Source organism: Stenotrophomonas sp. P5_A9, assembly GCF_056400525.1.
In genome coordinates, this window is the sequence record NZ_JBFULC010000007.1 from 68,541 (window position 1) to 95,341 (window position 26,801).

The following is a 26,801-nucleotide window of genomic DNA, read 5'->3' on the forward strand; positions in this document are numbered from 1 at the left end:
CGAACGACTGTTCAGGCCAACATTCCATGCGAGCTCCCTGGCCGGCCCTGGCCAGGGATCCCGTGACCCGCCCCCTCAGGCCTTGCATTGCTTGCGGCGTGGCCCACCCGGGCCACGCCCTGCAACATCCGCTTACCAGCCGAAGCCGGCACCCACACCAACAGAGCTGTCATCGCTGCTGAACGCACCGCCGATGGTGACCGTGGCGCGCTCGCTGAGCGCACGCTGGTACCCCAGCGACAGTGCCGACTCGCCGCCCTGGTAGCCGACGCCCACACCGACCCGGTTCTGGGTGCGCACACCGGCCGCACTGGTGGCCATGTTGAGCATCGCCGCGCTCATCGCTCCCTGGCGATCGATGCGACGATCCTGGTGACGCAGGCGCTCGTCGATCTCGCCCTTGTACATGTCGAAGCTGTCGGCCATCGCGCCGAAGCGCTGGTCGGTGTAGCTGTTGGCGGTGGCGATGCCCCCGTCCAGCTGGCCCTTGTTGACCGCGTCGGTTGCCTGCGAACCGGCGGCGACGTTGGTGACCTGGCGCTCATTGCCCACCGCGCCGACAGAGACCGCGTTGGCACGGTCGGCGACCGAGCCCTGGCCGAGCGCGACCGAGTTGGCCGCCGTGGCCGTGGCGCCCTGACCGATCGCGGTGGCCGAGGCCCCGCTGGCCACCGCGCCATCGCCCATCACCACCGCATTGACCGGGGTCGGTGCGGCGGCGACCGGGGCACTGACCACCTGTGCCGTACCGGCACTGGCCGCGGTCGGCGCGCCCTGCACGCTTGCCGTGGTCACGCTGTCCTCCACGCTGGCCAGCGAAGCGCCGGCCAGGCTTGCCGCCGCCGGTGCCGCGGCGCTGCGTGCACGCGGGTTGGCGCTGCCGCCGGCGACCCGCTGGTCGAGGTCGCTGACCTTGCGGTCCAGTGCGCCCAGTGCGTCGCCGACGTTGGTGTACGTCGCGCCCTGGATGACGTAGTTGGGCGCCACGAACACGCCCTGCATGCCCACGCTGGCACCGCCGCCGAGGAAGCTGGCGGCGTCGGACAAGGACTGGAACAACTGGCCGCCGTTGATCGCCTGGCGGCTGCCCGAGGCGATCGCGCCGCTGCCGACGTTGTCCACCACGGTGCCCTGCACGCCTGACAAGGTGAGACGGTCGCGGCTGGCATCGTCATAGCTCAGTGCATTGGCGGTGACGCTCTCGACCGAACCGATACGGTCGTCGATGTCGCCCACCCGGGTTTCCACCGCGCCCACGCGCTGGTTGGTGGTGTTGAGCTGGCCGCCGGTGACCGCGTCGGTGCTGCCCGCCGCGATGCGCCCGGCGCCGACGTTGACGATGCGGCGCGTGGCCGGACCGTCGGTGCCGTTGCCGCCGCCGACGGAGACCACGTTGGCCTCCACCGCACGTGCACCGGAACCCAGCGCTACCGAACCGGCGCCGGAGACGCCTGCACCGGCACCGAGGGCGATGCTGCCCGCCCCATTGCTGGCGAAGGCGCCATTGCCGATCGCCACGCCGTTGACCGCATTGGTCGACGCCGAGCGGCCGAGCACGGTGCTGTTGTCGCCGCGCGCCGAAGCATCCGCGCCGACAGCGGTGGCACCGGTTGCCGAGGCGACCGCCGCACTGCCCAGCGCACTGCTGCGGTTGCCACTGGCCGCCGCGCCCGAACCGGCGGCGAGCGCATCGCTGCCGCTGGCCGTGGCCACGCCGGTACCGCTGGCCTGGAAGTGCTTGCCGACCGCATCGGCGGTGGCCGCCACGGTATCCAGCTGCGCCTTGTTCACCGCATCGTTGGCGTTGACCGCCGCACCGACGTTGGTGATGCGGCGCGTGGCCGGACCGGTGGTGCCGTTGCCGCCACCGACCGAGACCACATTGGCCTCGCTGGTACGCGCACCGGCGCCGAGCGCGACGCTGCCGGCACCGCTGGCCGAGGAACTCTTGCCCAGCGCGGTGGCATTGATGCCGCTGTAGGCGTAGCTGTCCTGGCCGATCGCGGTGGAGCCTGCCGAGGTGGCCCAGGCCAACTGACCGACCGCCGTGGTCTGCGCTGCCGTGGCCCAGGCATTGGAGCCGGCGGCGATGCTGTTGGCACCGCTGGCCTGCGAGGCATAGCCGATCGCGTTGGCGTAGGCGCCCGACGCGGCACTGCCCCAGCCGAGTGCGGAGGCGTAGTCACCGCTGGCCTCGGCGCCGTAGCCCAGGGCGGTGGTCCGCACGCCGCTGGCGGCGCTGAAGGTACCGACGGCGGTGCTGTAGTCACTGCCCGCCTCGGCGCTATAGCCGAAGGCGGACGACTGCAGGCCGGCGGCGGTCGAACCGGCACCGCTGGCGGTGCTGAACACCCCGACCGCCTGCGCACCGGCGCCGAGTGCGGTGGCGCCGATGCCGCTGGCACTGGTGGCCTTGTCGAGCACCACGTTGCCGTTGGCGTCTTCGTAATACAACGCACCACCAATGGCAGTGGCCGAATCGGCCGTGGCCGACGCGTTGAAGCCCGAGGCCGAGGCATAGCGGCCGGACGCGTTCGCGCCGCTGCCGTATGCCGAGGCGCCCGTGCCGAACGCATTGGCCGCTTCACCGGCCGCCGTCGCATAGGCACCGTCGACATAGCTGCCGACGTCATCGCCGTTGCCGCTGCCGGAGGCCTTGAACTGGCGGTTGGTCTGCTCGGCAACGTCGGCGACGGCATCGAGCTGGTTGAGGTTGACCGCATCGGTGCCTTCGGTACCGGCGGCGACGTTGGTGATCTGACGCTGCGCGGTGGCCGTGCCGACCGAGACCGTGTTGTCGCGGTCGGCGCTGGAACCGGCCCCCAGGGCGACGCTGTTGACGCCTTCTGCCGAGGCATTTGCACCCAGCGCGGTGGCGCTGGCGGCATCGGCCCAGGAGTTCCAGCCAATCGCGGTGGCGTAGTCGTCGGTCGCCCATGCACCGGCGCCGAACGCCGCCGCACCGGTGCCACTGGCACGGGCCGGAATCAGACCGAAGAAGGTCGACCCACCGATGGCGACGCTTTCATCGCCGGTGGCTTCACTGGATTCACCGAGCGCGACCGCGCTGGCACCGGCGGCGGTCGCCGAGGTGCCAACCGCGGTGGCCAGGCTGTTGGACGCAATCGCGCCGTAACCCAGCGCGTTGGACAGACGACCACTGGCTTCACTGTAGCTGCCGAACGCAGAGGCGCCGGCATCGGAAGCGCTGCTGCGGAAGCCATTGGCGGTGGCCTGCTGGCCGCTTGCCACCGACTCGACGCCGTTGGCCGTGGCATAGGCGCCGCTGGCGACGGCACCGCTACCGACGGCGCTGGCACCGATCTCGCTGGCACTGGCGTTGCTGCCCAGGGCGACACTGTTCTCGCCAGTGGCCTGCGCATTGCTGCCCACTGCCGCCGCCCCATCGGCGCTGGCCAGGGCGCTGTCGCCCACGGCCGTGGCACGGGTGGCCAGCGCATTCGCGCCGGCACCCAGCGCGGTGGCGCCGTCGCCGATCGCGGTGGCCGCTTCACCGGCGGCCAGCGCGTCATCGCCCTCGACGTAGGCACCGGCATCGCTGTTGTCGCTGCCGCTGGCCTTGAAGTACTTGTTGGTGGCTTCGCCCGCGGCAGCCACGGCGTTCAGCTGATTGACGTTGACCGCGTCGGTGCCTTCGGTGCCGGCGGCGACGTTGGTGACCTGACGCTCCGCCCCGGCGCTGCCCACCGAGACGGTGTTGTCGCGGTCGGCGATCGCGTCGGCACCGAGGGCGACGCTGTTCTCGCCACTGGAGGTTGCCGCATTACCCAATGCCGTGCTGTTCAGGCCCGGCGACCACGCGCCACCACCGACGGCGGTGGAGTAGTTGCCCGACGCTTCGGTGGCCAGCAGTCCGAACAGCGAACCGCCGACGGCGACGCTGTTGGTGCCGGTGGCGAGGCTGCCCTGGCCGGTGGCGGTGCTGTACGCACCGGACGCCTCGGCATCGCCGCCGACGGCCACGCTGTTGGAACCGGTGGCCTGGGCGAAGCTGCCCAGCGCGGTGGCATTGAAGGCGCTGGCCACGGCCAGCCCGCCGATCGCGGTGGTGTAACCAGCAGTGGCTTCGGCGCCGAAGCCGTAACCGGCCGAGAGCGTACCGCTGACCACGCTTTCAGCGCCTACGGCGGTAGCGCCCTGGCCGCTGGCGGTGCTGTAGTAACCCAGCGCGACCGATTCCTCACCGGCCGCTTCGGACAGCGCGCCGCCGGCCAGGCTACCGGCCCCGGAGGCGATGCTGGCGGCGCCGGTGGCAGTGCTCTGCTCGCCGGTGGCTTCGCTTTCGGCGCCGGTGGCGGTGGCGTATTCGCCGCTGGCCTGTGCGTTGGCGCCCACTGCGATGGCGTTGGCGCCGGTGGCCAGTGCATTGAAGCCGACCGCACTGGCATTGTCGGCCAGCGCGAACGCACCACTGCCCAACGCGGTGGCGCCGCTGCCCGCAGCGAAGCTGCTGGAGCCGACCGCCGTGGCGTAATCACCATCGGTGGCGGCGTTGGCGCCGGCCGCTACGCTTTCCTCACCGCCGGCCACGGCCACGCCGTCGCCGCTGGCCTGGAACTGCGCGGTGGCATCGGTGAGCTGGTCGACATTGACCGCATCGGTGCCTTCGGTACCGGCGGCGACGTTGGTGATCTGGCGCTGGCGTTCCGCGTTGCCGACCGAGACTGTGTAGGCGCGATCCGCGACCGCGCCGGCGCCCAGTGCCACCGCATTGGAGGCACTGGCACTGCTGCCGGCCCCGATGCCGATGGCGCTTTCACCGCCGGCCACCACATTGGTGCCGATGGCGATGCTGTTGATGCTGTTGCCCAGGGCCTGGAAACCGACTGCGACGCTGTTGTCGCCATAGCCGAACGCACCGCGCCCGAGCGCGGTGGCGCTACTGCCACGTGCCCAGCTGTTGTAGCCGATCGAGGTCGAGCCGGTGCCGCTGGCCCAGGCCGACTGGCCCACGGCGGTGGCATTGGCTTCGGTCGCCCACGCGCTGGCGCCGAAGGCGGTCGCACCGTCTTCGGTCGCCCATGCATAGGCGCCGGTGGCGGTGGTTTCCTCACCGCTGGCGAAGGCGTTGTCGCCCTGGGCGACGCTGTAGTCACCGGTGGCGCGCGCCTTGTAACCGGCGGCCAGGCTGTTGCTGCCAGTGGCCTGTGCACCGCTGCCGAAGGCGTTGCTGGTGGTGCCGGTAGCGAGTGCACCGGCCCCCACGGCGACGGCATCCTGCGCCGCCGTAGTGCCCACCTTCACCGCATTGCCGTTGGCATCGACCAGCGGCTGGTTGAACGCGTCATAGGCCTGGCCGAGTCCGCCGATGGCGACGCTGCCATTGCCGTTGGCACTGACATTGCGGCCGACCGCGACGCTGTCATCGCCGAGTGCAGTGGCGCCGTTGCCAAGCGCGGCCGCGCCCGCACCCAGCGCATTGCTCGCCTCACCGGCGGCCAGCGCACCATCGCCGTCGGCGAACGCACCGACGTCGCTGTCCTCGGATGCATTCGCTTTGAAGCGACTGGCGGTGACATTGGCGACCTGCGCCACGCCATCCAGCTGCGCCTTGTTGACTGCATCGGTGGCTTCGGTACCGGCGGCCACATGGGTGATCTGGCGTTCGTTGCCGACGTCGCCGACCGAGACCGTATTGGCGCGGGTGGCGGTCGAGTTGGCGCCGAGTGCGACGCTGTTTTCACCGCGTGCGGTGGCGTAGAAACCCACGGCGGTGCTGAGATCGCCGCTGGCCCAGGTTTCCGCGCCGAGCGCGGTGGCGCCCTCGCCCGGTGCATAGGCAAAGTAGCCCACGGCGGTGGCTTCGGTACCCGACGCTTCGGTCAGGGTGCCGTTGGCCACGGCGTAATCGCCGCTGGCGATCGCACCGGCACCCACCGCAGTGGCCGCTTCGCCGCTGGCCTGGGTCTGCACGAAGAAGCCCAGGCCCGGCAGCAGGTCGGCCGGGCCGCCGATGGCGGTGCTGCTGTTGCCGGTGGCCACGCTCTGGGTACCGACGGCGGTGGCGTAGTCACCGGTTGCATTGGCGACCGCACCGAAAGCGGAGGACTGCGCGCCGCCGGCATAGGCACCCACGCCGTAGGAGGAAGCCGCAAAGCCGGAGGCTTCGGCACTGGCACCGACGGCGGTGCCGCCGACGCCGGCGCTGGTCGCACCGGTATCGACCGGCACGCCGCCGTTGGTGATCAGCGGGTTGCCATCGGCATCCACCGCCGCGCCGCCAACGGCCACGCTGCCTGGGCCAGTGGCCTGTGCGTTGTTACCGAAGGCCGCGCTGTTCTGGCCGGTGGCCAGCGCATTGAAACCGACGGCGGTGGCGTTCTGCGCATAGGCGGCCGCACCGCCGCCCAGTGCGGTGGCACCGTTGCCGATGGCGTTGCTGGCCTCGCCGATGGCGGTGGCGTTGTCGCCTTCCACGTAGGCCCCCACATCGCTGTCGGTGCTGCCGCTGGCCTGGAAATACTTGCTGGTGGTGGCCGCAACCGCGCCCACGTCATCAAGCTGGGCCTTGTTCACCGCATCGTTGGCCTCGGTCCCGTCGGCCACATTGGTGATCTGCCGACGCAGCCCGTTTTCACCATTGCCCACCGATACCGTATCCACGCGATCGGCGTAGGAGCCGGCGCCGAGCGCCACGCTGCCCACGGCCACGGCGGCGGAGTTGGAGCCGAGGGCGGCGCTGAAATCGGCGACCGCGACGCTGAACGCCCCCACCGCGACCGAAGCTTCACCACCACTGCCCGCACCGCGACCCAGGGAGGTACTGCCGGCACCGATCGCCAGTGCACCGCCACCGATCGCGGTGGCGCCATCGGCGCTGGCTTCGGCCAGGCCACCAATCGCAGTGGCTGCACCGTTTTCGCTGGCGGCAAGTGCCGACGCACCGAGCGCCACGTCGCCCAGACCGAAGGCGCCGGCACTCTGGCCGACCGCAACGCTGGCATCGCCAAAGGCCAGCGCATTCTGGCCAAACGCACTGGCACCCAGGCCGGCGGCAATGGCCTGGCTGCCCGCTGCCGTGGTGGCGTTGGCCAGCGCCTGGCTGCCCTGCCCCAGCGCGGTGGCGCCGTCGCCGTCGGCGTTGGCACCGGCGCCGGCGGCAAGTGCGCCGTCACCGTCGATCTTCGCCGCGTCGCTGTTGTTGCCCGCGCCGTCGGCCTTGAAATAGCGGGTCGCGCCTTCGGCGGCGACCGCAACCTTGTCCAGCTGTGCCTTGTTCACCGCGTCGGTGGCGGCGGTGCCGGCGGCCACGTTGGTGACCTGGCGTTCCTTGCCGGCATCACCGACGGAGACGGTGTTGACGCGGTTGGCCTTCGAGCCTGCGCCGAGCGCAACGCTGTTATTGGCCGAGGCGGTGCTGTTGCTGCCGATCGCCACGGCATTGGTGCCGGACGCGGTGGCGTTGCCGTCGACCACGCAGCTGTCGATCACCGAGCTGTTGAGCACCACGCAGTTGGCATTGCCGCCCACTTCCACCGACTGCGCCTGCGCACCTGGTGCGAACCCGGCGATACCCGCTCCCAGCGTCAATGCGATGGCGGCCGACAGCAGCGACGTGCCGCGCGTGTCGGTGGATCGTCGCTGGTCGATGACCACGCCGGCGGACTGGCTGCTGGCCAATTCCGAGGCAACGACCATCTGCCCCAGTGCTTTGTTCCAGACCTTGCGATAAATCCGATTCATCGATGCGACTCCTGAGTGGGCTGGTTTTGGGCAAAGCGACGCCAACGCCGGACCGCATGGTCCAACGTCCCCTGGGGGCGTTTACTCGCTTGATTTAGTGCGTTGCGCCGAATGGCTCGCTACAGACGTACAGCCGACTCGCCATCCATGCGGTACTGCAGAACTGAATGCTTCCGAAATGAGCAATCAGTGTTAACGCACCGTGGCAAGAACGTCAACACTTTGACTCTCAAAAACTCATGACCGCCAAATCCGTCACAAAAACGGCGCAAAACACCCTTATTTCGTTAGTTTCATGTGAGTAATGGTCATAACGCGGTTTCACACTGAAACACGCTGTAACTCATTGCTGGGGATCATTTTCCGCTGCGCACAAAAAGAAACCGCCGGGAGTGCCGGCGGTTTCTTCACGCGGTTTTCACCGCATCGACAACGGGCGCGTGCGCAGTATCAGCCGCACCATACGCGTGCGTTCCGGAACATGCGCAGCCATGGGGAATCGCCCTGCCATTCGCTTGGACGCCAGCTCAGGTTGAGTGCGCGCGGGGTGCGTTCGGGATGCGGCATCATGATGGTGACCCGACCGTCGGTGTTGGTCAGGCCGGTGATGCCGTCCGGCGAACCGTTCGGATTGAGCGGGTACTGGGTGGCCACGTTGCCATCGCCATCCACGTAGCGCAATGCAACGCGCGCCGCGGCCTGGTCCACGGCCGTGGCGAATACCGCCTGGCCTTCACCGTGGGCCACGGCCACGGGCAGGCGCGAGCCGGCCATGCCACGCAGCAGGATCGACGGCGATTCCACCACTTCCAGCAGTGCGGTACGGGCTTCGAACTGCTCGCTGCGGTTGCGGCGGAACTGCGGCCAGTGCTCGGCACCGGGGATGATGTCCTTGAGTTGGCTCATCATCTGGCAGCCGTTGCATACGCCCAGCGCGAAGCTGTCCTGGCGTGCGAAGAAGCCGGCGAAGGCATCGCGCAGCGCGCTGCGCTCCAGTACCGAGGTGGCCCAGCCACGACCGGCGCCGAGCACGTCGCCGTAACTGAAGCCGCCACAGGCAACCAGGCCGGTGAAGTCGGACAACGCGACGCGGCCTTCGATCAGGTCGCTCATGTGCACGTCATACGCGCTGAAACCGGCACGCTCGAAGATGTTGGCCATCTCGATCTGGCCGTTGACGCCCTGCTCGCGCAGCACCGCCACGCGCGGACGCGCGCCGGTGTTGATGAAGGGCGGTCGCCCCTGCGCATCCTGCGCCCGCGACACGGGCACATCCATGTACGGCGCTGCCACATCTTCATTGATGTCGAAGCTGAGTTTCGGCTTCAGGCCCGGCGCGTTGAAGTTGCGCGCGATCGCACGCTCCTGGTCGGCGCTGTCCGGGTTGTCGCGCAGCTTCTGCATGGCGTGGGTGACCGACCACCAGGCATCGAACAGCGCTTCCCAGCGCCACTCCACCAGGCTCTCGCCCTGCAGCGACACCCGCACCACCGGGGCGGTGGTCGGGCGCGCGATGCGCTGGGCGCATTCGGTCAGCGCATGCCGCTCGACCAGGTCGGCAAAGGCCGCGCGGTCTTCCCGGGCGATCTGCACCACCGCCCCCAGTTCTTCATTGAACAGGCTGCGGAACGGATCATCGCCCCAGGCATCCAGGGTGATGTCCAGGCCCAGGCGCGAGGCGAAGGCCATTTCGCACAGCGCGGCAAACGCGCCGCCATCGCTGCGGTCGTGGTAGGCCAGCAGCAGGCCGGACTGGCGCGCATCGCGGATCAGTTCGAAGAACGCACGCAGGCGCTGTGCATCGTCCAGGTCCGGCGCCGCCCCGGCGAAGGCCGGCAGGGCGCTGTGGTCGGCATGCACCTGGGCCAGGATCGAACCGCCCAGGCGCTGCTTGCCGGCGCCTAGGCCGATCAGCCACAACTCGCTGTCGGTGTCGCGGTCGAGCAGCGGGGTCAGCTGTGCGCTGGCGTCGGCGACCGGCGCAAAGGCGGTGATCACCAGCGACACCGGCGACACCGACTTGTGCGCCTGGCCATCGGCCTGCCACTGGGCCTGCATCGACAGCGAATCCTTGCCGACCGGAATGCTCAGGTCCAGCTGCGGGCACAGTTCCATGCCCACCGCGCGCACTGCGTCGTACAGCAGCGCGTCTTCGCCCTCGTGGCCGGCCGCCGCCATCCAGTTGGCCGACAGCTTCACCGTGTCCAGCGCGTCCACCGGGGCGGCGCACAGGTTGGTGATCGCTTCGCCCACCGCCATGCGCGCCGATGCGGCCGCATTGAGCAGGGCCAACGGAGTGCGCTCGCCGATCGCCATCGCCTCACCGGCGACGGTATCGAAACCGGCCAGGGTGATGGCCACATCGGCCAACGGCAGCTGCCACGGGCCGATCATCTGTTCGCGCGCGGTCAGCCCGCCAACGCTGCGGTCGCCGATGGTGACCAGGAAATTCTTGGACGCCACCGACGGGTGCGCGAGGACGCGCAGGCCAGCTTCATGCAGGTCCAGCCCGGCCGTCTTCAGCGCCGGCCAGCGCGGTGCCGGCGGGTGCGTGGCATCGCGGTGCATCTTTGGTGCCTTGCCGAACAGCACGTCCATCGGCAGGTCGATCGGCGCATCGGCCGGCGTATTGCCCACGGTCGCACCGTAGGCCACGACCAGGCGTTCTTCGGCGGTGGCCACGCCAACCGCGGCGAACGGGCAGCGCTCGCGCGCGCACAGCGCGGCAAATTCGGCCAGGCGCGCCTGCGGTACGCCGAGCACGTAGCGCTCCTGCGATTCGTTGCACCACAGCTGCATCGGCGACAGCGACGGATCGTCGGTGGGCACCTTGCCCAGGTCGATCACGCCGCCCACGCCGGAGTCGTGCAGCAGTTCCGGGATCGCGTTGGACAGGCCGCCGGCACCGACGTCATGGAACCAGCGGATCGGGTTGTCCAGGCCGAGCGCGACGCAGCGGTCGATCACTTCCTGGCAGCGACGCTCCATTTCCGGGTTGTCGCGCTGCACGCTGGCAAAATCGAGGTCTTCGGCGCTCTCACCCGACGCCACCGAGCTGGCGGCACCGCCGCCGAGGCCGATCAGCATCGCCGGGCCACCGAGCACGATCACGGCATCGCCCGGCTGCAGGCGCAGCTTCTCGACCTGGTTCTGGTCGATCGCACCGAGCCCACCGGCGAGCATGATCGGCTTGTCGTAGGCGCGGGTCAGGCCCTGCCCTTCGGGCAGCTCGAAGCTGCGGAAATAGCCGAGCAGGTTCGGGCGGCCGAATTCATTGTTGAACGCGGCGCCGCCGAGCGGGCCGTCCAGCATGATGTCCAGCGCCGGGGCCATGCGCGGGTTGAGCGCGCGCGGCGCTTCCCACGGCTGCGGCAGCGTCGGGATGCGCAGGTGCGAGACCGAGAAGCCGGTCAGGCCGGCCTTGGGCTTGCCGCCGCGGCCGGTCGCGCCTTCGTCGCGGATCTCACCGCCCGCACCGGTGGCCGCACCCGGGAACGGGGCGATCGCGGTCGGGTGGTTGTGCGTTTCGACCTTGATGCAGAACGCCGAATCGACCACCGCTTCGCTGCGGTACTCGCCGCTGGCCGGGTCCGGACGGTAGCGCGCTGCCGGGAAACCGGCGACCACCGCGGCGTTGTCGCTGTAGGCGCTCAACGTGTGCTGCGGGGTCTGCTGGTGGGTGTTCTTGATCATCCGGAACAGCGAATGCGACTGGTCGGCGCCGTCGATGGTCCAGCTGGCATTGAAGATCTTGTGCCGGCAGTGCTCGGAATTGGCCTGCGCGAACATCATCAGTTCGACGTCCGACGGCGTGCGGCCCAGCTCGCCGAAGCGCTGGCGCAGGTAGTCGATCTCATCCTGGGCCATGGCCAGGCCGAGGCGGCGGTTGGCCGCTTCCAGGTCCTCCAGCGCGATCCGCTCCAGTTCGCCACGGGCCGGCGCGCTGAACAGCGCCTGCGCCTGTTCGGCCTGGGCCAGTACGGACTGGGTCATCGGGTCGTGCAGGGCGCGGATCACCGCTTCCTGCGCGGCGGCATCGGCCGGCCAGCCGGCCAGGTCGATGCGCAGGCCACGTTCGACCCGTCGGATCGGCTGCCCGGCACCACGCACCAGTTCGGTGGCCTTGCTCGACCACGGCGACAGCGTGCCCAGGCGCGGCACCACGAAGCGCGATACCGCGCCGTCTTCACGCCCCGCCAGGTCCGGCTGGGCCTCCAGGATCCGGCTCAGGATCACCGGGTCCGGGGCCGCATCGCCCTCGGTCTGGATGAAGTAGACATGCCAGGCACCGGTGATGCGCAGATCGGTGGCCAGGGACTGCAGGCGGGATTCAAGACGTTCGCGGCGGAACGGCGAAAGGGCGGATGCGCCCTCGAGGACCATCATGTCCGGGGAACCGTGGTTGGAAACGGGCCCACTATTGTACCCAAGTCCACCGCCGCGGCCGCCCCGACCGCTGACCGCCGCCCGTAGGCCTTCACGGCCGAACCATGCGCTGGTTCACGGATTGCTGGCGGAATGCATGACAACGTTATCACCACCTGGCTGGCCTGCTTTGCGGCCAGGTCCTCGTCCGCCCCCACTGCTGTTGCCGGCCTCTCCCCGGCGCCCGGACCTGCTGCACGCGGGCCGCCCCACCCGGCGGCCCGCGCCCATCACTAGATCGGAGTAAGACCATGCCTGACCCGATGATGCGCAGTGCGGTGACATCGATATCCTCCCTTGCGGCAGGCCGCCGCAAACGCTGGCTGCTGGCCCTGGCCCTGGCTGCAGCCGCCGCGACCACCACCCCCACCCTGGCGCTGGCCGCGAACTGTACCGGGGCCCCGGAATGGAACCCGGCGGTGATCTACCTGTCCGGCACCACCCTGCAGAAGGGCGGCGTGCTGTACCGGGCCAACCAGGACATCTGGAACGCCCCGCCCGACCACCCCGCTGGCGCGCCCTACTACACCAACCTGGGCGCCTGCGATGGCAGTGGCAGCAACCAGCCGCCCAGCGTCAGCCTGACCTCGCCCGCCGCGGGCGCCAGCTTCACCGCCGGCAGCAGCATCACCGTCAGTGCCAACGCCAGTGACACCGACGGCAGCGTCAGCAAGGTCGAGTTCTTCCGCGGCGGCACCTCGCTGGGCATCGACACCAGCGCGCCGTACAGCGTGACCTGGGCCAACGCGAGCGCCGGCAGCCACACCTTCAAGGCGGTGGCCACCGACAACAACAATGCGGTGACTTCCTCCACCACGGTCAGCGTGACCGTCACTGCCGCCAGCAACGACACCACCCCGCCGAGCGTGCCCGGTGGCCTGGCCTCGCCCTCCAAAACCGCCACCACGGTCAACCTGGCCTGGAGCGCGGCCACCGACAACAGCGGCGGCAGCGGCGTGGCCGGCTACGACGTGTACCGCAACGGCAGCCTGGTCGGCTCGCCCAGCGCCACCCAGTACACCGACGGCGGACTCACCGCCAGCACCGCCTACGCCTACACCGTGCGCGCACGCGACAACGCCGGCAACGCCTCGGCGCAAAGCGGCTCGATCAGTGTGACTACCGCGGCCGGCGGCGGCGGCGGCAGCAAGCGGGTGATCGGGTACTTCACCCAGTGGGGCATCTACGGGCGCAATTACCGGGTCAAGAACATCGACACCAGCGGCTCGGCCGCGCGCCTGACCCACATCAACTACGCCTTCGGCAACGTGCGCAACAATCGCTGCGAAGTCGGCGTGACCCAGGCCTCGGACCCGAACACCGGGGTGGGCGGCGATGCCTTCGCCGATTACACCAAGGCCTTTGGTGCCGGCGAGAGCGTGAGCGGTGGCGCCGATACCTGGGACCAGCCGCTTCGCGGCAACTGGAACCAGCTCAAGCAGCTCAAGGCCAAGCACCCGAACGTAAAGGTGCTGATCTCGCTGGGCGGCTGGACCTGGTCGCGCGGGTTCTCCAGCGCGGCGCAGCCCGCCAACCGCCAGGCCTTCGTCGCCTCGTGCATCGATGCCTACATCAAGGGCAACCTGCCGGTCACCGACGGCGCCGGTGGCGTGGGCGCGGCGGCCGGTGTGTTCGATGGCATCGACATCGACTGGGAGTATCCGGTGGCCTGCGGGCTGAGTTGCGGCACCCCGGCCGACAACGCCAACTACACCGCGCTGCTGGGCGAGTTCCGCCGCCAGCTCGATGCGGTGCGCCCGGGGCTGTTGCTGACGGTGGCGGTGGGTGCGGGCATCGACAAGGTGCGCGTGACCGACCCGGCCGCGTACCACCCGTACCTGGACTTCATCAACGTGATGACCTACGACTTCCACGGTGCGTGGGATCCGCAGACCAACCATCACTCGGCGCTGTTCGACTCACCGGCCGATCCGTCCACCGGCGACCAGAAGCTCTACAACAGCAACGATGCGATGGAGGCCTTCCTCAGCCGCGGCGTGCCGGCGTCCAAGTTGAACCTGGGCATCGGCTACTACGGGCGCGGCTGGACCGGCGTGGCCAGCGGCAACAACGGCCTGTACAAGAGCGCCAGCGGCGCCGCGCCGGGCACGTATGAGGCCGGCATCGAAGACTGGAAGGTGCTCAAGAACCTGGCCTGGCCGGGCTACACCGACAGCGTCGCCAAGGCCACGTGGATCTCCAACGGCACCACGTTCTGGAGCTTCGACACCCCGGCGATGGTCACCGAGAAGATGGGCTACGTGAAAACCCAGGGACTGGGCGGCGCGTTCTTCTGGGAGTTCAGCGGGGATGACGCCCAGGGCACGTTGACCAAGGCGATCCGCGACGGGTTGAACTGACGGGGAACCGACCCACGGTCGGGCATGCCCCCTTACAACAACGCCCCGGCGATGCCGGGGCGTTGTTTGTTTCAGCGGCTGCCGCCGGCGGTGATCCGCTCCAGCGCGGCCTTCAGCTGTGCCGGCGGCACGTAGCCGCCGAGCTGGGTGCCATCGGGCGCAAAGATCGCCGGGGTGCCGTTGACGCCCATCTGCTGGCCCAACGTGTACTGCATGGCCACCGGATTGGTGCAGTTCTTCGGTGTGACCGGCTTGCCGGTCTTGGCCGCGGTCAGCGCCTGCTTGCGATCGGCCGCGCACCACACCGAGATCATGTCGGTGTAGTCCTGGCTGCCCAGGCCCATGCGCGGGAAGGCGAGGTATTCCACGCTGATGCCGTTGCGGTTGAGCTCGGCGATGTCCTGGTGCAGCTTGCGGCAGTAGCCGCACTCGATATCGGTGAACACACTGATGGTGTACTTGGCGTTGGGCGCGGCGAACACGATGCGCTCGCTCTGCGGCACCTTCGCCAGCAGCTTCTGGCGGTAGCTGAGCAGGCCGGCGCTGCTGACCGGCGCCTTGTTCTGGATGTCGTACGGCTGGGACTGCATCAGGTAGCGGCCGTCATCGGTCACATACAGCACCTGCCCGCCCACCAGCACCTCGCGGAAGCCCGGGAACGGCGCCGCGCCGATGTAGTCCGGGGTGAACTTGGGGTCCAGCTGCTGCAGCGCCTTGCGCACGCGCTGGTCGGCGTTGCCGTCGGCCGGGGCCGCCGCACTGGCCGGGGCCGACGCGCCCTTGCTGGCGGCCGGAGCGGAGGGCTGCTGCGCGCAGGCAGTCAGGCTGAGCGCGCCGAGGAGCGCGGCAATGGCAACACGGAGCATCGAGCGATCCGGGGACAAAGAAGATGGCGCTGATTCTCGCACAGCCGCCCACACCCGCAGCTGGACCGCAGTGGAACAGTGACCGGCGTCAGCTGCCGCGCCGCCACTACCTCAGCCGCGCGGATGGTGCCTGGCGTGCAGTTTCTGCAGGTGTTCGCGCGCCACCAGGGTGTAGATCTGGGTGGTGGACAGCGAACTGTGGCCCAGCAGCATCTGCAGCGCGCGCAGGTCCGCGCCCCGGTTGAGCAGGTGGGTGGCAAAGCTATGGCGCAGCCCGTGCGGGCTGATCCGGACCGGATCGATCCCGGCCAGCACCGCGTACTTCTTCACCAGTGCCCAGAACTGCTGGCGGCTGAGCGGCTGCAGCGAGGGGGCCACGAACATCGGCACCGACCCGTCCGCACCGCCTGGCACCGTGCGCTTGCCGGCCAGCTGCGGGCGCGATTCGGCCAGGTAGCGCTCCAGCCAGTGCTGGGATTCCTCGCCCAGCGGCACCAGGCGCTCCTTGCTGCCCTTGCCGGTCACCCGCAGCACGCCCTGGCGCAGGTTGACCGCGTTGGCCGGCAGTTCCACCAGCTCGCTCACGCGCAGCCCGGCGGCGTACATCAGCTCCAGCATCGCCCGGTCGCGCAGGCCCAGCGGGGAGGCGATATCCGGCGCATCCAGCAGCGCGTCGATCTGGCTTTCGGCCAGCGCCTTGGGCAGCAGCCGCGGCAACCGCGGCGGGTCCAGCAGCGCGCTGGGGTCCTCGCTGCGCTGACCGCGCCGCAGCGCATCGGCGAAGAACGCGCGCAAGGCAGACAGCAGCCGCGCGTTGCTGCGTGGCGACCAGCCATGCCGCGCGCGCCAGGCCAGGTAATCGAACAAGCCGGCCCGATCGATCGCGGCCAGCCCGCCGCCGGCCCCGTCACGCCAACGCGCCAGCCCTTCCAGGTCGCGCCGGTAGCTGTCCAGACTGGCGCGCGCCAACCCCTGCTCGGCCCAGATCGCATCGAGGAAGCGCTGGATCAGCAGGTTGTCGTCGTCGCGCAAGGGCGGCAGCTGCTGGACCAACTGACGGCGCAGCGCGGGGGTAGTGGCATCGGACATGTCACCAGCATACGGAGCCGGGCGCATCGCAGCCATCGAACCGACGCCAGCGCGCAGGTATGCTCGGCCCATGGCCACCACCGTCCCCAGCGCAACCGCCGACCGCCCCGCCACGCTGCTGCTGTGGCGCCTGCTGGCCCTGCTCTACGACCTGTTTCCCGCGCTCGCGCTGTGGATGCTGGTCGGCACCGTGTTCACCGTGGCCTACACCCTGTCCGGCCACGCCGAGCGCGAGAACATACCGGCCTTCAGCGCCCTGCAATGGCTGCTCTGGCTGTGCTGCTGGATCGTCACCGGCCTGTACGCCACGTTGAGCTGGCGTCGCGGTGGCCAGACCCTGGGCATGCGCCCATGGCGGCTGCAGGTGACCACGCCCGCTGGAACGCCCCCCACCCGCCGCCAGTTGTGGCTGCGTTACAGCGTCGGCACCGTGTCGCTGCTGCTCGGCGGCCTGGGTTTGTGGTGGACGTTGATCGACCGCCAACGCCTGAGCTGGCACGACCGTGCCAGCGGCACTCGGGTGCGACGCCTGCCGAAGCGGTGAAACCACGCAACGCGTGGAGGCTGACTGTTGGGTCGGCATGGGGGCCATTGGCATTTGATTGCCGCGCGAGGGGCAGCCACGCATGGCGTGGCTCTACCCGGCCGTTCTGCGATCGCGTTGTTCCGTGCCGGCAGGCCTGGTGCTGGTCGGGGGCGTATACGGCGCGCTGGGGCGACGCTCTCCCTCCTCGCACACGACAAACCGTGCAGAGAGGGTCAGGCAGCCCCCTCCAGGACCGTGCACGGCATGGATGCCGTGAACGAGCCCCCAGGGAGGGGTTTACGGCGTGTCGTGGATGGGGCTGCCTGGCCCTCTCCCGCGATAGCCGGGAGAGACGCCTCCCCTCCGCCATCCGCCTTCCACCATGAGCAACACGCAGGACCCCAGCGGCTGAATTACCCCGACTTGCGCCGGAACAGCATCCCCGACACGGCCAGCATCACGATCGGCGGCAGCGCGTAGGCGATGCGGTAGTCGAACTTCAGCGCACCGGCCATGCGGCCGAAGAACAACTGCAGCAACCAGAAGCCCAGCGCGAACAGGATGCCCAGGAACAGCCGCTTGCCCATGCCGCCACTGCGCAGCGACCCGAACGCGAACGGCACCGCTGCCAGGCACAACGCCAGCACGTTCACCGGATAGAACCACCGGCTCCAGTAGATGTCTTCGTAATCGCGCGAATCCAGCCCGTTGCGCTTGCGGTACTCGATGCTCGTGCGCAGATCCATCGCCGTCAGGTTGCGCGGCTTGGAAATACCGCTGGCCAGCGCCGCCGCATCCAGGCGCGAATTCCACGGTTCGGATTCCACCGTCTCACGCGTCGCCGAGCGCTCGCCGAACGTATCCCGGCGCACTTTCTTCAGCACCCAGCCGTCCTTGTCATGCTCGGCCGAGCCGGCATAGGTCAACGAAGCCAACCGCCCGTCGTCACCAATCTTGTACAGCCGTACATCGCGCAGCACCAGCTTGGTGCCACCGCCGGGCAGCAACTGCTCATCGCCCGCGCCGGCATTGAGGAACGTATCGCCCTCGCGCGCCCACACGCCCGAATACCGCGCCACGGCCATGCTGTTGCCCCACTTGGCGCTCATCTTGATGTCGTCGGCCCGGCTCTGCGCCCACGGCGCCAGCGTCTCGCCGCTGAACACCATCACCGCCGTCAGCAACGACAGCGCGATCGCCACCGACGCACTCAGGCGTTTGCGCGACAGGCCAAGCGCACGCAGCGCGGTCAGCTCCGAGGTCGCCGCCAGCTGGCCCAGGCCCATCAGCGAGCCGATCACCGCCGCCGTCGGGAAGAACGTGTAGGCCCGGCGCGGCACCGTATACAACACCCACGCCGCCGCATGGCCCAGCGTATAGCTGCCCTTGCCGACGTCCTTGAACTCGCCGGAGAACGCCATCACCACGTCCAGGCCCACCAGCACTGCCCAGGTCAGCAGCACGGTGCTGAAGACCGCCCGGCCGAGATAGAGATCAAACCGCATCGGGTGAAGCTTCATGCGGTCCTCCGCGGGCGCGACAGCTTGCCATCACGCAGGTACATCCAGATCGCCAGCGCCAGCAGCGGCAGGCTCAGCCACCACAAGCCGACACTGCCGGACAATTTTCCATCGGCGATCCAGCGCGTGCCGATGAACATCAGGTTCATGCCCACCATGTAGGCCAGGAACGCCAGCATCATCCGCCCGTAGCGCTGCTGGCGCGGCGAACTGCGCGCCAGCGGCAGCGTCATCAACGCAAAGGCCAGCGCGATCAGCGGCGGGGTGATGCGCGAATGCAGCTGCGCCTGCGCGGCCGGGCGCGCATCGCCGAACAGCTGCCCGGTCGGCAGCAGCTCCGGGTCGTCCTTGTCGCGGGTGTCGGCGCCGTCGGGCATGGCCACATCGTTGCGCGCGAAGGTCATCAGCTTGTAGTCCAGGGCGCCGTTGGCCGGGCCTTCGACCTGGTGGCCGTCTTCCAGCTCCAGGTAGCGCTGGCGGGCGCCCTCGAAGAACATCCGGCCGCGATCGGCCGACACCACCTCGATGCGGTCTTCCTTCTGCCGCTGCATGAACACCTTGCCCAGCTGGGTGCCATCGGGCGATACCGAGGACAGGTAGACCACCCCGCCATTGGGCAGGGTAGTGAATTTGCCCGACTCCAGGCCGGCCATCACCACACTGCGGTTGGCCTCCTCGATCATGGTCTCGCCGGTGCGGTCGGCCCACGGCCCCAGCCACAGCGAACACAGGGCGATCAGCCCCACCACCGGCAGCACCAGCATCAGCACCGGGCGCAGCAGCCGCTTCGGGCCCACCCCGATCGCGGTCAGCACCGCCATTTCCGAGTCGCGGTAGAGCCGTGCGGTGGCCAGCATCAGCCCCAGCATCAGCGCCAGCGGCAGGATCAGCGGCATGTAGACGATGAACTGCAGGCCCAGCTGGGAGAACAGCAGGCGGGCGGGCAGGCGGCCGTCGGCGATGTTGCCGAGGATGTCCACCAGGACACCGCCGACACTCACCACCAGCAGAACGATGAGGGTGGCCAGGAAACTCTGGACGAAATCACGCAGGAGATAGCGATCGAGCTTCGACATGGGGCGGTGGTTTAAACTCTCGGATTCGTTCGCGATGCTGCCCAGTCTACCGACGGGACGTAAACAGCTCGCGATTGTACGGATTTGCCAACGGAATCTGATCAATGGCCCTGGAATTCACCCTGAACCACGCAACGCCGGCCTCGGCCGCGTTCGATTGCGTCATCGTCGGCGCCTATGCCGACCAGACCCTGAGCCCGGCGGCACAGGCCCTGGACACCGCCTCCGGTGGTCGCCTGTCGGCCCTGGTGGCCCGCGGCGATGTCGGCGGCAAGACCGGCGCCACCACCCTGCTGCACGACCTGCCCGGCGTCAACGCGCCGCGCGTGCTGGTGGTCGGGCTCGGCGAGCCGGCCAAGTTCGGCGTCCCGCAGTACCTCAAGGCGGTGGGCGATGCCAGCCGCGCGCTCAAGAGCGGGGTCAACCACCACGCGCTGCTGACCCTGACCGAGATCGAGGTCAAGGGCCGCGATGCCGCCTGGAACATCCGCCAGGCCATCATCACCGCCGACCACGCGGCATACCGCTACAGCGCCACGCTGGGCAAGAAGAAGGTCGAAGCGCCGGGCCTGACCCAGCTGGCCATCGCCGGCACCGACACCCAGGCGCTGGCGCAGGGCCAGGCCATCGCCGCCGGCGTGCAGTACGCCCGCGAGCTGGGCAACCTGCCGCCGAACTTCTGCACCCCGGCCTACCTGGCCGAGTCCTCGGTGACGTTCGCCCAGGCCCACGAGGGTGCCGAAGCGGAGATCCTGGACGAGCACCAGATGGAAGCGCTTGGCATGGGCTCGCTGCTGGCCGTGGCCCGTGGCTCGGCCAACCGCCCGCGCCTGGTGGTGCTGAAGTGGAGCAACGGCGGCGACGCCAAGCCCTACGTGCTGGTCGGCAAGGGCATCACCTTCGATACCGGTGGCGTCAACCTGAAGACCCAGGGCGGCATCGAAGAGATGAAATACGACATGTGCGGCGGTGCCAACGTCATCGGCACCTTCGTCGCGGCGGTCACCGCCAAACTGCCGCTGAACCTGGTGGTGGTGGTGCCGGCGGTGGAAAACGCCATCGACGGCAACGCCTACCGCCCGTCGGACGTGATCACCTCGATGTCGGGCAAGACCATCGAAGTGGGCAATACCGACGCCGAAGGCCGCCTGATCCTGTGTGACGCCCTCACCTACGCCCAGCGCTTCGAGCCGGCCGCGCTGGTCGACGTGGCCACCCTGACCGGCGCCTGCCTGGTCGCGCTGGGCCACCAGACCGCCGGCCTGATGACCAAGCATGACGACCTGGCCAACGAACTGCTGGCCGCTGGCGAGCACGTGTTCGACCGCGCCTGGCGCCTGCCGCTGTGGGACGAATACCAGCCGATGCTGGATTCCAGCTTCGCCGACGTCTACAACATTGGCGGTCGCTGGGCCGGTGCGATCACCGCCGGCTGCTTCCTGTCGCGCTTCACCGACGGCCAGCGCTGGGCCCACCTGGACATCGCCGGCGTGGCCAGCGACGAAGGCAAGCGCGGCATGGCCACCGGTCGTCCGGTCGGCCTGCTGAGCCAGTGGCTGCTGGACCAGGTCGCCCGCGCCTGATGCCCTGCCCGATCGCGGCCGCCTGGCGGTGGCCGCGATCCCGCCCGGCCTGGCGCCGGGTTCTCCCTCCGCTCCAGGCCCTGCCATGTCCCGTGCTGATTTCTACCTGATCGCCAAGCCCCGCTTTCTGACCGAGCCCTTGCGCCTGGTCTGCGAACTGGCCCGCAAGGCCAACGACGCCGGGCTGTTCACCCTGGTGCTGGCACGCGACCAGGCCCAGGCCGAGGAGCTGGACGAGCTGCTGTGGGCGTTCGACAACGACGCCTACATCCCGCATCAGATCGCCGGCGAAGACATGGACGAGGAAGAGGCACTGGTGCTGATCGCCGTGCCCGGCACGCCAGCCCCGGCGCGCCCGCTGGTGATCAACCTGCGCGATGACCCCTACCTGGCCGAGTGCGACCGCGTGCTGGAAGTGGTACCGGCCGACCCGGAAGCGCGCGAGCCGTTGCGCGAGCGCTGGCGCCAGTACAAGGCGCTGGGCTTTGACCTGAACAAGTACGACATGTAACCCGCGCGGCGCCCCTCGGGCCGCCGCCGCACCCGGAGCCTCTTGATGCGCCTGTTGATCGCCCTGATCTTCCCCTGGTTCGCCTTCTTCACCATCGGCCGCCCGATCGCAGGCATCCTCTGCCTGATCCTGCAGATCACGCTGATCGGCTGGCTGCCCGCCGCGATCTGGGCCGCCTACGCGGTCTCGCAGTTCCATACCGACCAGAAGATCCGTCGCGCCCTCGGGCGCTGAACTTCCGGCACCCCACCTTTCGTCTTCGATCCTGGTTCCCGCATGACCCAACTCGCCCCCAGCTACGACCCCAAATCCTTTGAAACCGAGTTGTACGACTCGTGGGAGAAGGCCGGCCATTTCAAGCCGTCCGGCAAGGGCGAGCCGTACACCATCCTGCTGCCGCCGCCGAACGTAACCGGCACGCTGCACATGGGCCATGCCTTCCAGCAGACCCTGATGGACGCGCTGGTGCGCTATCACCGCATGCGCGGCTACGACACGTTGTGGCAGGTGGGAACCGACCACGCCGGCATTGCCACCGAGATGGTGGTCAGCCGCAACCTGGCGCTGGCCGGCCAGGGCGAGACCCGCGATTCGCTGGGCCGCGAGGGTTTCATCGAGAAGGTGTGGGAATGGAAGGCGCAGTCCGGTGACACCATCGAGCGCCAGATGCGCCGCCTGGGCACCTCCAGCGACTGGTCGCGCAGCACCTTCACCATGGACCCGCAGCCGTCCGAGGCGGTGATCGAAGCCTTCGTGCGCTGGCACGAGCAGGGCCTGATCTACCGTGGGCAGCGCCTGGTCAACTGGGACCCGGTGCTGAAGACGGCCATTTCCGACCTGGAAGTGGAAAGCGTGGAAGAAGACGGTTTCCTGTGGTCGATCAGCTACCCGCTGGCCGATGGCAGCGGCACCCTGACCGTGGCCACCACGCGTCCGGAAACCATGCTGGGCGACACCGCGGTCATGGTGCACCCCGAAGACGAACGCTATGCGCACCTGATCGGCAAGATGGTGAAGCTGCCGCTGACCGACCGCGAGATTCCGGTGATCGCCGATGACTATGTCGACCGTGCGTTCGGCACCGGCGTGGTCAAGGTCACCCCGGCGCACGACTTCAACGATTACCAGGTCGGCGTGCGCCACAACCTGCCGATGATCAACCTGTTCACCCCGACGGCGGCGATCAACGACAACGCCCCGGAAAAATATCGCGGGCTGGACCGTTACGAAGCGCGCAAGGTGATCCTGGCCGAGCTCGAAGACTTCGGCATCCTGGTCGAAACCAAGGCGCACAAGCTGCAGGTGCCGCGGGGCGATCGTACCCAGCAGGTGATCGAGCCGTACCTGACCGACCAGTGGTTCGTGAAGATGGACGTGCTGGCCAAGCGCGGCCTGGAGCTGGTGGAGAACGGGTCGATCCAGTTCGTGCCGGCCAACTGGATCAACACCTACCGCCACTGGATGGAGAACATCCAGGACTGGTGCATCAGCCGCCAGCTGTGGTGGGGCCATCGCATCCCGGCGTGGTTCGACGAGGCGGGCAACTGCTACGTCGGTCGCGACGAAGCCGAGGCACGCGCGAAGAACAACCTTGCCGCCGATGTCGCCCTGCACCAGGACAGCGACGTGCTGGAGACCTGGTTCTCCTCGCAGCTGTGGCCGTTCTCCACCCTGGGCTGGCCGAACGAGCAGGCGATGGACGCGCGCGGTTTCGAGCGCTACCTGCCCTCGGCGGTGCTGGTCACCGGCTTTGACATCATCTTCTTCTGGGTGGCCCGCATGATCATGGCCACCGACAGCTTCACCGGGAAGATTCCGTTCAAGGACATCTACATGACCGGCCTGATCCGCGATGCGCAGGGTCAGAAGATGTCCAAGTCCAAGGGCAACGTGCTCGATCCGTTGGACATCATCGACGGCATCTCGCTCGAGGACCTGATCGCCAAGCGCACCACCGGGCTGATGAAGCCCAAGGACGCGCCGAAGATCGAGAAGGCCACCCGCCGCGAATTCCCCGAGGGCATCATCGCCCACGGTGCCGATGCGCTGCGCTTCACCATCGCCGCGCTGGCCACCCACGGCCGCGACATCAAGTTCGACATGAGCCGCGCCGAGGGCTACAAGAACTTCTGCAACAAGCTGTGGAACGCCAGCCGCTTCACCCTGATGAACACCGAGGGCAGCAGCTTCACCGGCGTGCCGCAGCCGCGCACCGATGCCGAGCGCTGGATTCTGTCGCGGCTGGCGGCGGTGTCGACCGAGGCGCAGACGCACTACGCCAACTACCGCTTCGACCTGCTCGCGCAGTGCCTGTACGAGTTTGCCTGGAACGAGTTCTGCGACTGGTTCCTGGAACTGACCAAGCCGGCGCTCAACGGTGCCGATGCCGACGATGCCAACAGCACCCGCCACACCCTGCTGTACGTGCTCGAAGCGCTGCTGCGCCTGCTGCACCCGCTGACCCCGTTCGTCACCGAGCAGCTGTGGCGCCAGGTCGCCCCGCGCCTGGGCATCACCGAGGACACCCTCTCGCTGCGTCCGTACCCGACCGCCGAGGAGTTCGCCGGGGATTTCGCCCGCGCCGAGGCCGACGTGGAATGGGTGAAGTCGATGGTCAACGCGCTGCGCCGCGTGCGCAGCGAATTGAACGTGCCGCCGTCCAAGCAGGTCAGCCTGCTGCTGCAGGGGGGCAACGACGACGACCGCGCGCGCATGACCCGCTTCACCTCCTCGCTGTCCTTCCTGCTCAAGCTGGAGCGCATCGAGTGGCTGGCCAACGGCAGTGACACCCCGCCGGCCGCAGCCGCGATCGTGGGCGATCTGACCTTGCTGGTGCCACTGGAGGGCTTGGTCGACCTGGGCGCCGAACGCGCGCGCCTGGACAAGGAAATCGCCCGGGTGGAGTCGGAGAAGGAAAAGAGCGAGACCAAGCTGGCCAAGTTCACCGACAAGGTGCCGGCGGCGGTGGTCGAACAGGAGCGCGTGCGCCTGGTCGAATGGACCGCCCAGCTGGACGGCCTGCGCGGACAGCGCGCGAAGCTGTAATCGCCGGGAAGCCACCCGGATACCGGAACACGGCGTGGGTTGGAGGTAGAGCCACCCCATGGGTGGCTGCTCTCCGTGGCGGGTTACGTGCAGCCACCCGTGGGGTGGCTCTACCAGGGTTGCGTGCAGCCACCCATGGGGTGGCTCTACCAGGGTTACGTGCAGCCACCCGTGGGGTGGCTCTACCAGGGTTACGTGTAGCCACCCGTGGGGTGGCTCTGCCCGGATTACGTGCAGCCACCCGTGGGGTGGCTCTACCGCGGCGATGTTGGGCGCCACCGCGCATCTGCGGCATCATGCGGGTTCGTCCACGCAATGACTGCCTGCCGACACGATGTCGCTCTCCATTTTCTGCATCGTGCTGTTCGCCGCGCTGCTGCATGCCAGCTGGAACGCCATCGTCAAACGCGGCGCCGACACGCTGCTGACCACGATCCTGGTCACCGGCTCGGCGGCGATCCTCGCTGCGATCGGCCTGCCGTTCCTGCCCGCCCCCGCAGCGCAGAGTTGGCCGTGGCTGGCCGCGTCCACCGGGTTGCAGGTCATCTACTACGTACTGGTCGCCCGCACCTACCAGCTGACCGACATGAGCGCGTCCTACCCGCTGATGCGAGGCTGCGCGCCGATCCTGGTCGCGCTGGTGGGCACGTTGTTTATCGACGAGCGTCTGGCATGGATCGCCTGGGCCGGCATCGCGCTTATCTGCGCCGGCATCCTGTGCATGACGCGTGGCATCTCACGCCAGCACCTGTGGCTGCCACTGCTCAACGCCGGCGTCATTGCCACCTACACCCTGGTGGATGCCTGGGGCACGCGTCACTCCGGTGCGGCGCTGAGCTACACGCTGTGGCTGTTCCTGTTGTCGGGCTTGCCGTTGCCGGTCTGGGCGCTGTGCACGCGTGCCGCGGCGCTGCGCACGTATGCGCGTGCCAACTGGCAGTACGGGGTGGTCGGCGGCGTCGGCACCCTCACCTCCTACGCGCTGGCGCTATGGGCGATGACGGTCGCCCCGGTGGCGATGATTTCCGCCCTGCGCGAAACCTCGATCCTGTTCGGCATCCTGATCTCGGCGTTCATCCTGCATGAGCGGGTCACCCGGCAGCGCTGGATCGCGGCGGGCTTGATCGTGCTGGGTGCGGCGGTGTTGCGGCTCGCTTGACGCACACGATGCACCCACGGCCCAGCGCCAGACGCAGAGGTAGCCAGGGAAGGCAATGATGGTAGAGCCGAGCCATGCTCGGCTGTCGCAGCGCAGCTGCGGCAAACCGGTCGAGTGGGTCATGGTGGAGCAGCCGAGCATGGCTCGGCTCTACCGGGTTCGTGTCGGCCTCCGATGTCCGTACCGTTACAGCGGCGGCATCGTCTGGATATCGTCGTCCACCAGTTCCATCGCCATCACCAGCGCGTCCTCGCGTCCTTCGCGGGCCGGGTAATAGCGCGGGCGGCGGCCGATTTCGTTGAAGCCTTCGCTGTGGTACAGCGCCACCGCCGGCGTATTGGAGGGTCGCACTTCGAGGAACACGCGCTGCGCGCCCTGGTCGCGGGCCAGCTTGACCAGCGCGCGGAACAGATAGCGCCCCAGGCCGCGCGACTGATTCTGCGTGTCGACGCAGACGTTGAGCACGTGCGCCTCGTCGGCGGCGATGCTCAGTACGCCATAGCCGACCAGCACGCCGTCGTCTTCCAGTGCCAGCGCCGGGTAGCCGGCGCGCAGGCAGTCCACGAAGATGCCGCGGGTCCACGGGAAGGGATAGCCGCGCAGCTCGATCGGCATCACCGCATCGATGTCCGCCTCGCGCAGCGCGCGCAGGGACAGCGGACGGGGTGAGCTGACCGCGCTCACGCACGGCCCCGCTTGCGCAGGGCCCGCAAGTGCGGCCACAGCGCGCGCTTGGCAGCGGCATTGCCGCGCAGTTCCTCCAGGTTCCAGCCGGCCATCAACGCCTGCGTTTCCGGTTCGGACGGATTGCAGCCGGATGCCCTCAGCAGCGCGATCTGCAGCCGGTCGGGCATGCGCACTGCCGGACGGCGTCCGGCTGGCGCGCGCTCGCGTACCGGGCCGGCCACCGGTGCGGGCGCGTCGACCCGGGTCGGGG

At 68.8% G+C, this 26,801-nt stretch carries 14 protein-coding genes and 1 pseudogene; 7 read left to right on the forward strand and 8 right to left on the reverse strand.

All coding sequences use genetic code 11. The features are described 5' to 3' along the window. Positions 1–132 precede the first annotated feature (132 nt). Positions 133–7,704, reverse strand: a complete 7,572-nt coding sequence (locus AC1DR7_RS03850; protein WP_478052587.1) for an ESPR-type extended signal peptide-containing protein — start codon at positions 7,702–7,704, stop codon at positions 133–135. A gap of 450 nt (positions 7,705–8,154) precedes the next feature. Next, positions 8,155–12,090: a phosphoribosylformylglycinamidine synthase gene (purL, locus tag AC1DR7_RS03855; RefSeq protein ID WP_457318234.1), complete on the reverse strand. Its 3,936-nt coding sequence runs from the start codon at positions 12,088–12,090 to the stop codon at positions 8,155–8,157. Between the two features lie 290 nt (positions 12,091–12,380). Here purL and AC1DR7_RS03860 point away from each other — a divergent pair, with 290 nt between their 5' ends. Beyond that, the gene (locus tag AC1DR7_RS03860) at positions 12,381–14,489 is read left to right on the forward strand and encodes a glycosyl hydrolase family 18 protein (protein WP_478052589.1); all 2,109 of its coding nucleotides are present in this window, start codon (positions 12,381–12,383) and stop codon (positions 14,487–14,489) included. Between the two features lie 71 nt (positions 14,490–14,560). On the opposite strand, the gene AC1DR7_RS03865 is transcribed toward AC1DR7_RS03860, so the two are convergent. Together AC1DR7_RS03865 and xerD are read right to left on the reverse strand one after the other, a co-directional pair. Next, the gene (locus AC1DR7_RS03865; protein WP_256775358.1) at positions 14,561–15,355 is read right to left on the reverse strand and encodes a thioredoxin fold domain-containing protein; all 795 of its coding nucleotides are present in this window, start codon (positions 15,353–15,355) and stop codon (positions 14,561–14,563) included. A 111-nt stretch (positions 15,356–15,466) separates the two neighbouring features. Continuing rightward, a complete protein-coding gene (xerD, locus tag AC1DR7_RS03870; RefSeq protein WP_457318236.1) occupies positions 15,467–16,444 on the reverse strand; it encodes a site-specific tyrosine recombinase XerD in 978 nt (325 codons plus the stop codon). Between the two features lie 70 nt (positions 16,445–16,514). On the opposite strand from xerD, the gene AC1DR7_RS03875 reads away from it, so the two are divergent. Continuing rightward, positions 16,515–16,988: an RDD family protein gene (locus AC1DR7_RS03875; RefSeq protein WP_457318237.1), complete on the forward strand. Its 474-nt coding sequence runs from the start codon at positions 16,515–16,517 to the stop codon at positions 16,986–16,988. Positions 16,989–17,383: 395 nt separating this feature from the next. Here AC1DR7_RS03875 and lptG read toward each other — a convergent pair whose 3' ends face one another. Beyond that, a complete protein-coding gene (gene lptG / locus AC1DR7_RS03880; RefSeq protein ID WP_457318238.1) occupies positions 17,384–18,490 on the reverse strand; it encodes an LPS export ABC transporter permease LptG in 1,107 nt (368 codons plus the stop codon). Beyond that, the gene (gene lptF / locus AC1DR7_RS03885; protein ID WP_256775354.1) at positions 18,487–19,566 is read right to left on the reverse strand and encodes an LPS export ABC transporter permease LptF; all 1,080 of its coding nucleotides are present in this window, start codon (positions 19,564–19,566) and stop codon (positions 18,487–18,489) included. The genes lptG and lptF overlap by 4 nt, the downstream gene beginning before the upstream one ends. Positions 19,567–19,670: 104 nt before the next feature. On the opposite strand from lptF, the gene AC1DR7_RS03890 reads away from it, so the two are divergent. The 5 genes from AC1DR7_RS03890 (at position 19,671) to AC1DR7_RS03910 (ending at position 25,864) form a co-directional block, all read left to right on the forward strand. Further along, the gene (locus AC1DR7_RS03890; protein WP_478051238.1) at positions 19,671–21,149 is read left to right on the forward strand and encodes a leucyl aminopeptidase; all 1,479 of its coding nucleotides are present in this window, start codon (positions 19,671–19,673) and stop codon (positions 21,147–21,149) included. Between the two features lie 85 nt (positions 21,150–21,234). Further along, on the forward strand, positions 21,235–21,660 hold the full coding sequence (locus AC1DR7_RS03895) for a DNA polymerase III subunit chi (RefSeq protein ID WP_259207039.1): 426 nt from the start codon (positions 21,235–21,237) through the stop codon (positions 21,658–21,660). Between the two features lie 45 nt (positions 21,661–21,705). Further along, entirely contained in the window at positions 21,706–21,894 is a 189-nt protein-coding gene (locus AC1DR7_RS03900) for a YqaE/Pmp3 family membrane protein (RefSeq protein WP_088432079.1), read from the forward strand. Between the two features lie 42 nt (positions 21,895–21,936). Next, positions 21,937–24,705, forward strand: coding sequence for a valine--tRNA ligase (locus AC1DR7_RS03905; protein WP_457319188.1), 2,769 nt, complete (start codon positions 21,937–21,939; stop codon positions 24,703–24,705). A gap of 334 nt (positions 24,706–25,039) precedes the next feature. Further along, positions 25,040–25,864, forward strand: a complete 825-nt coding sequence (locus AC1DR7_RS03910; RefSeq protein WP_457319189.1) for an EamA family transporter — start codon at positions 25,040–25,042, stop codon at positions 25,862–25,864. A 186-nt stretch (positions 25,865–26,050) separates the two neighbouring features. Here the strand turns inward: AC1DR7_RS03910 and rimI are convergent, their stop codons facing one another. Further along, positions 26,051–26,548, reverse strand: a complete 498-nt coding sequence (gene rimI, locus AC1DR7_RS03915; RefSeq protein ID WP_256775349.1) for a ribosomal protein S18-alanine N-acetyltransferase — start codon at positions 26,546–26,548, stop codon at positions 26,051–26,053. After that, positions 26,545–26,801: pseudogene (locus AC1DR7_RS03920) on the reverse strand (hypothetical protein); the annotation flags it as partial. The gene rimI and the pseudogene AC1DR7_RS03920, both read right to left, overlap by 4 nt.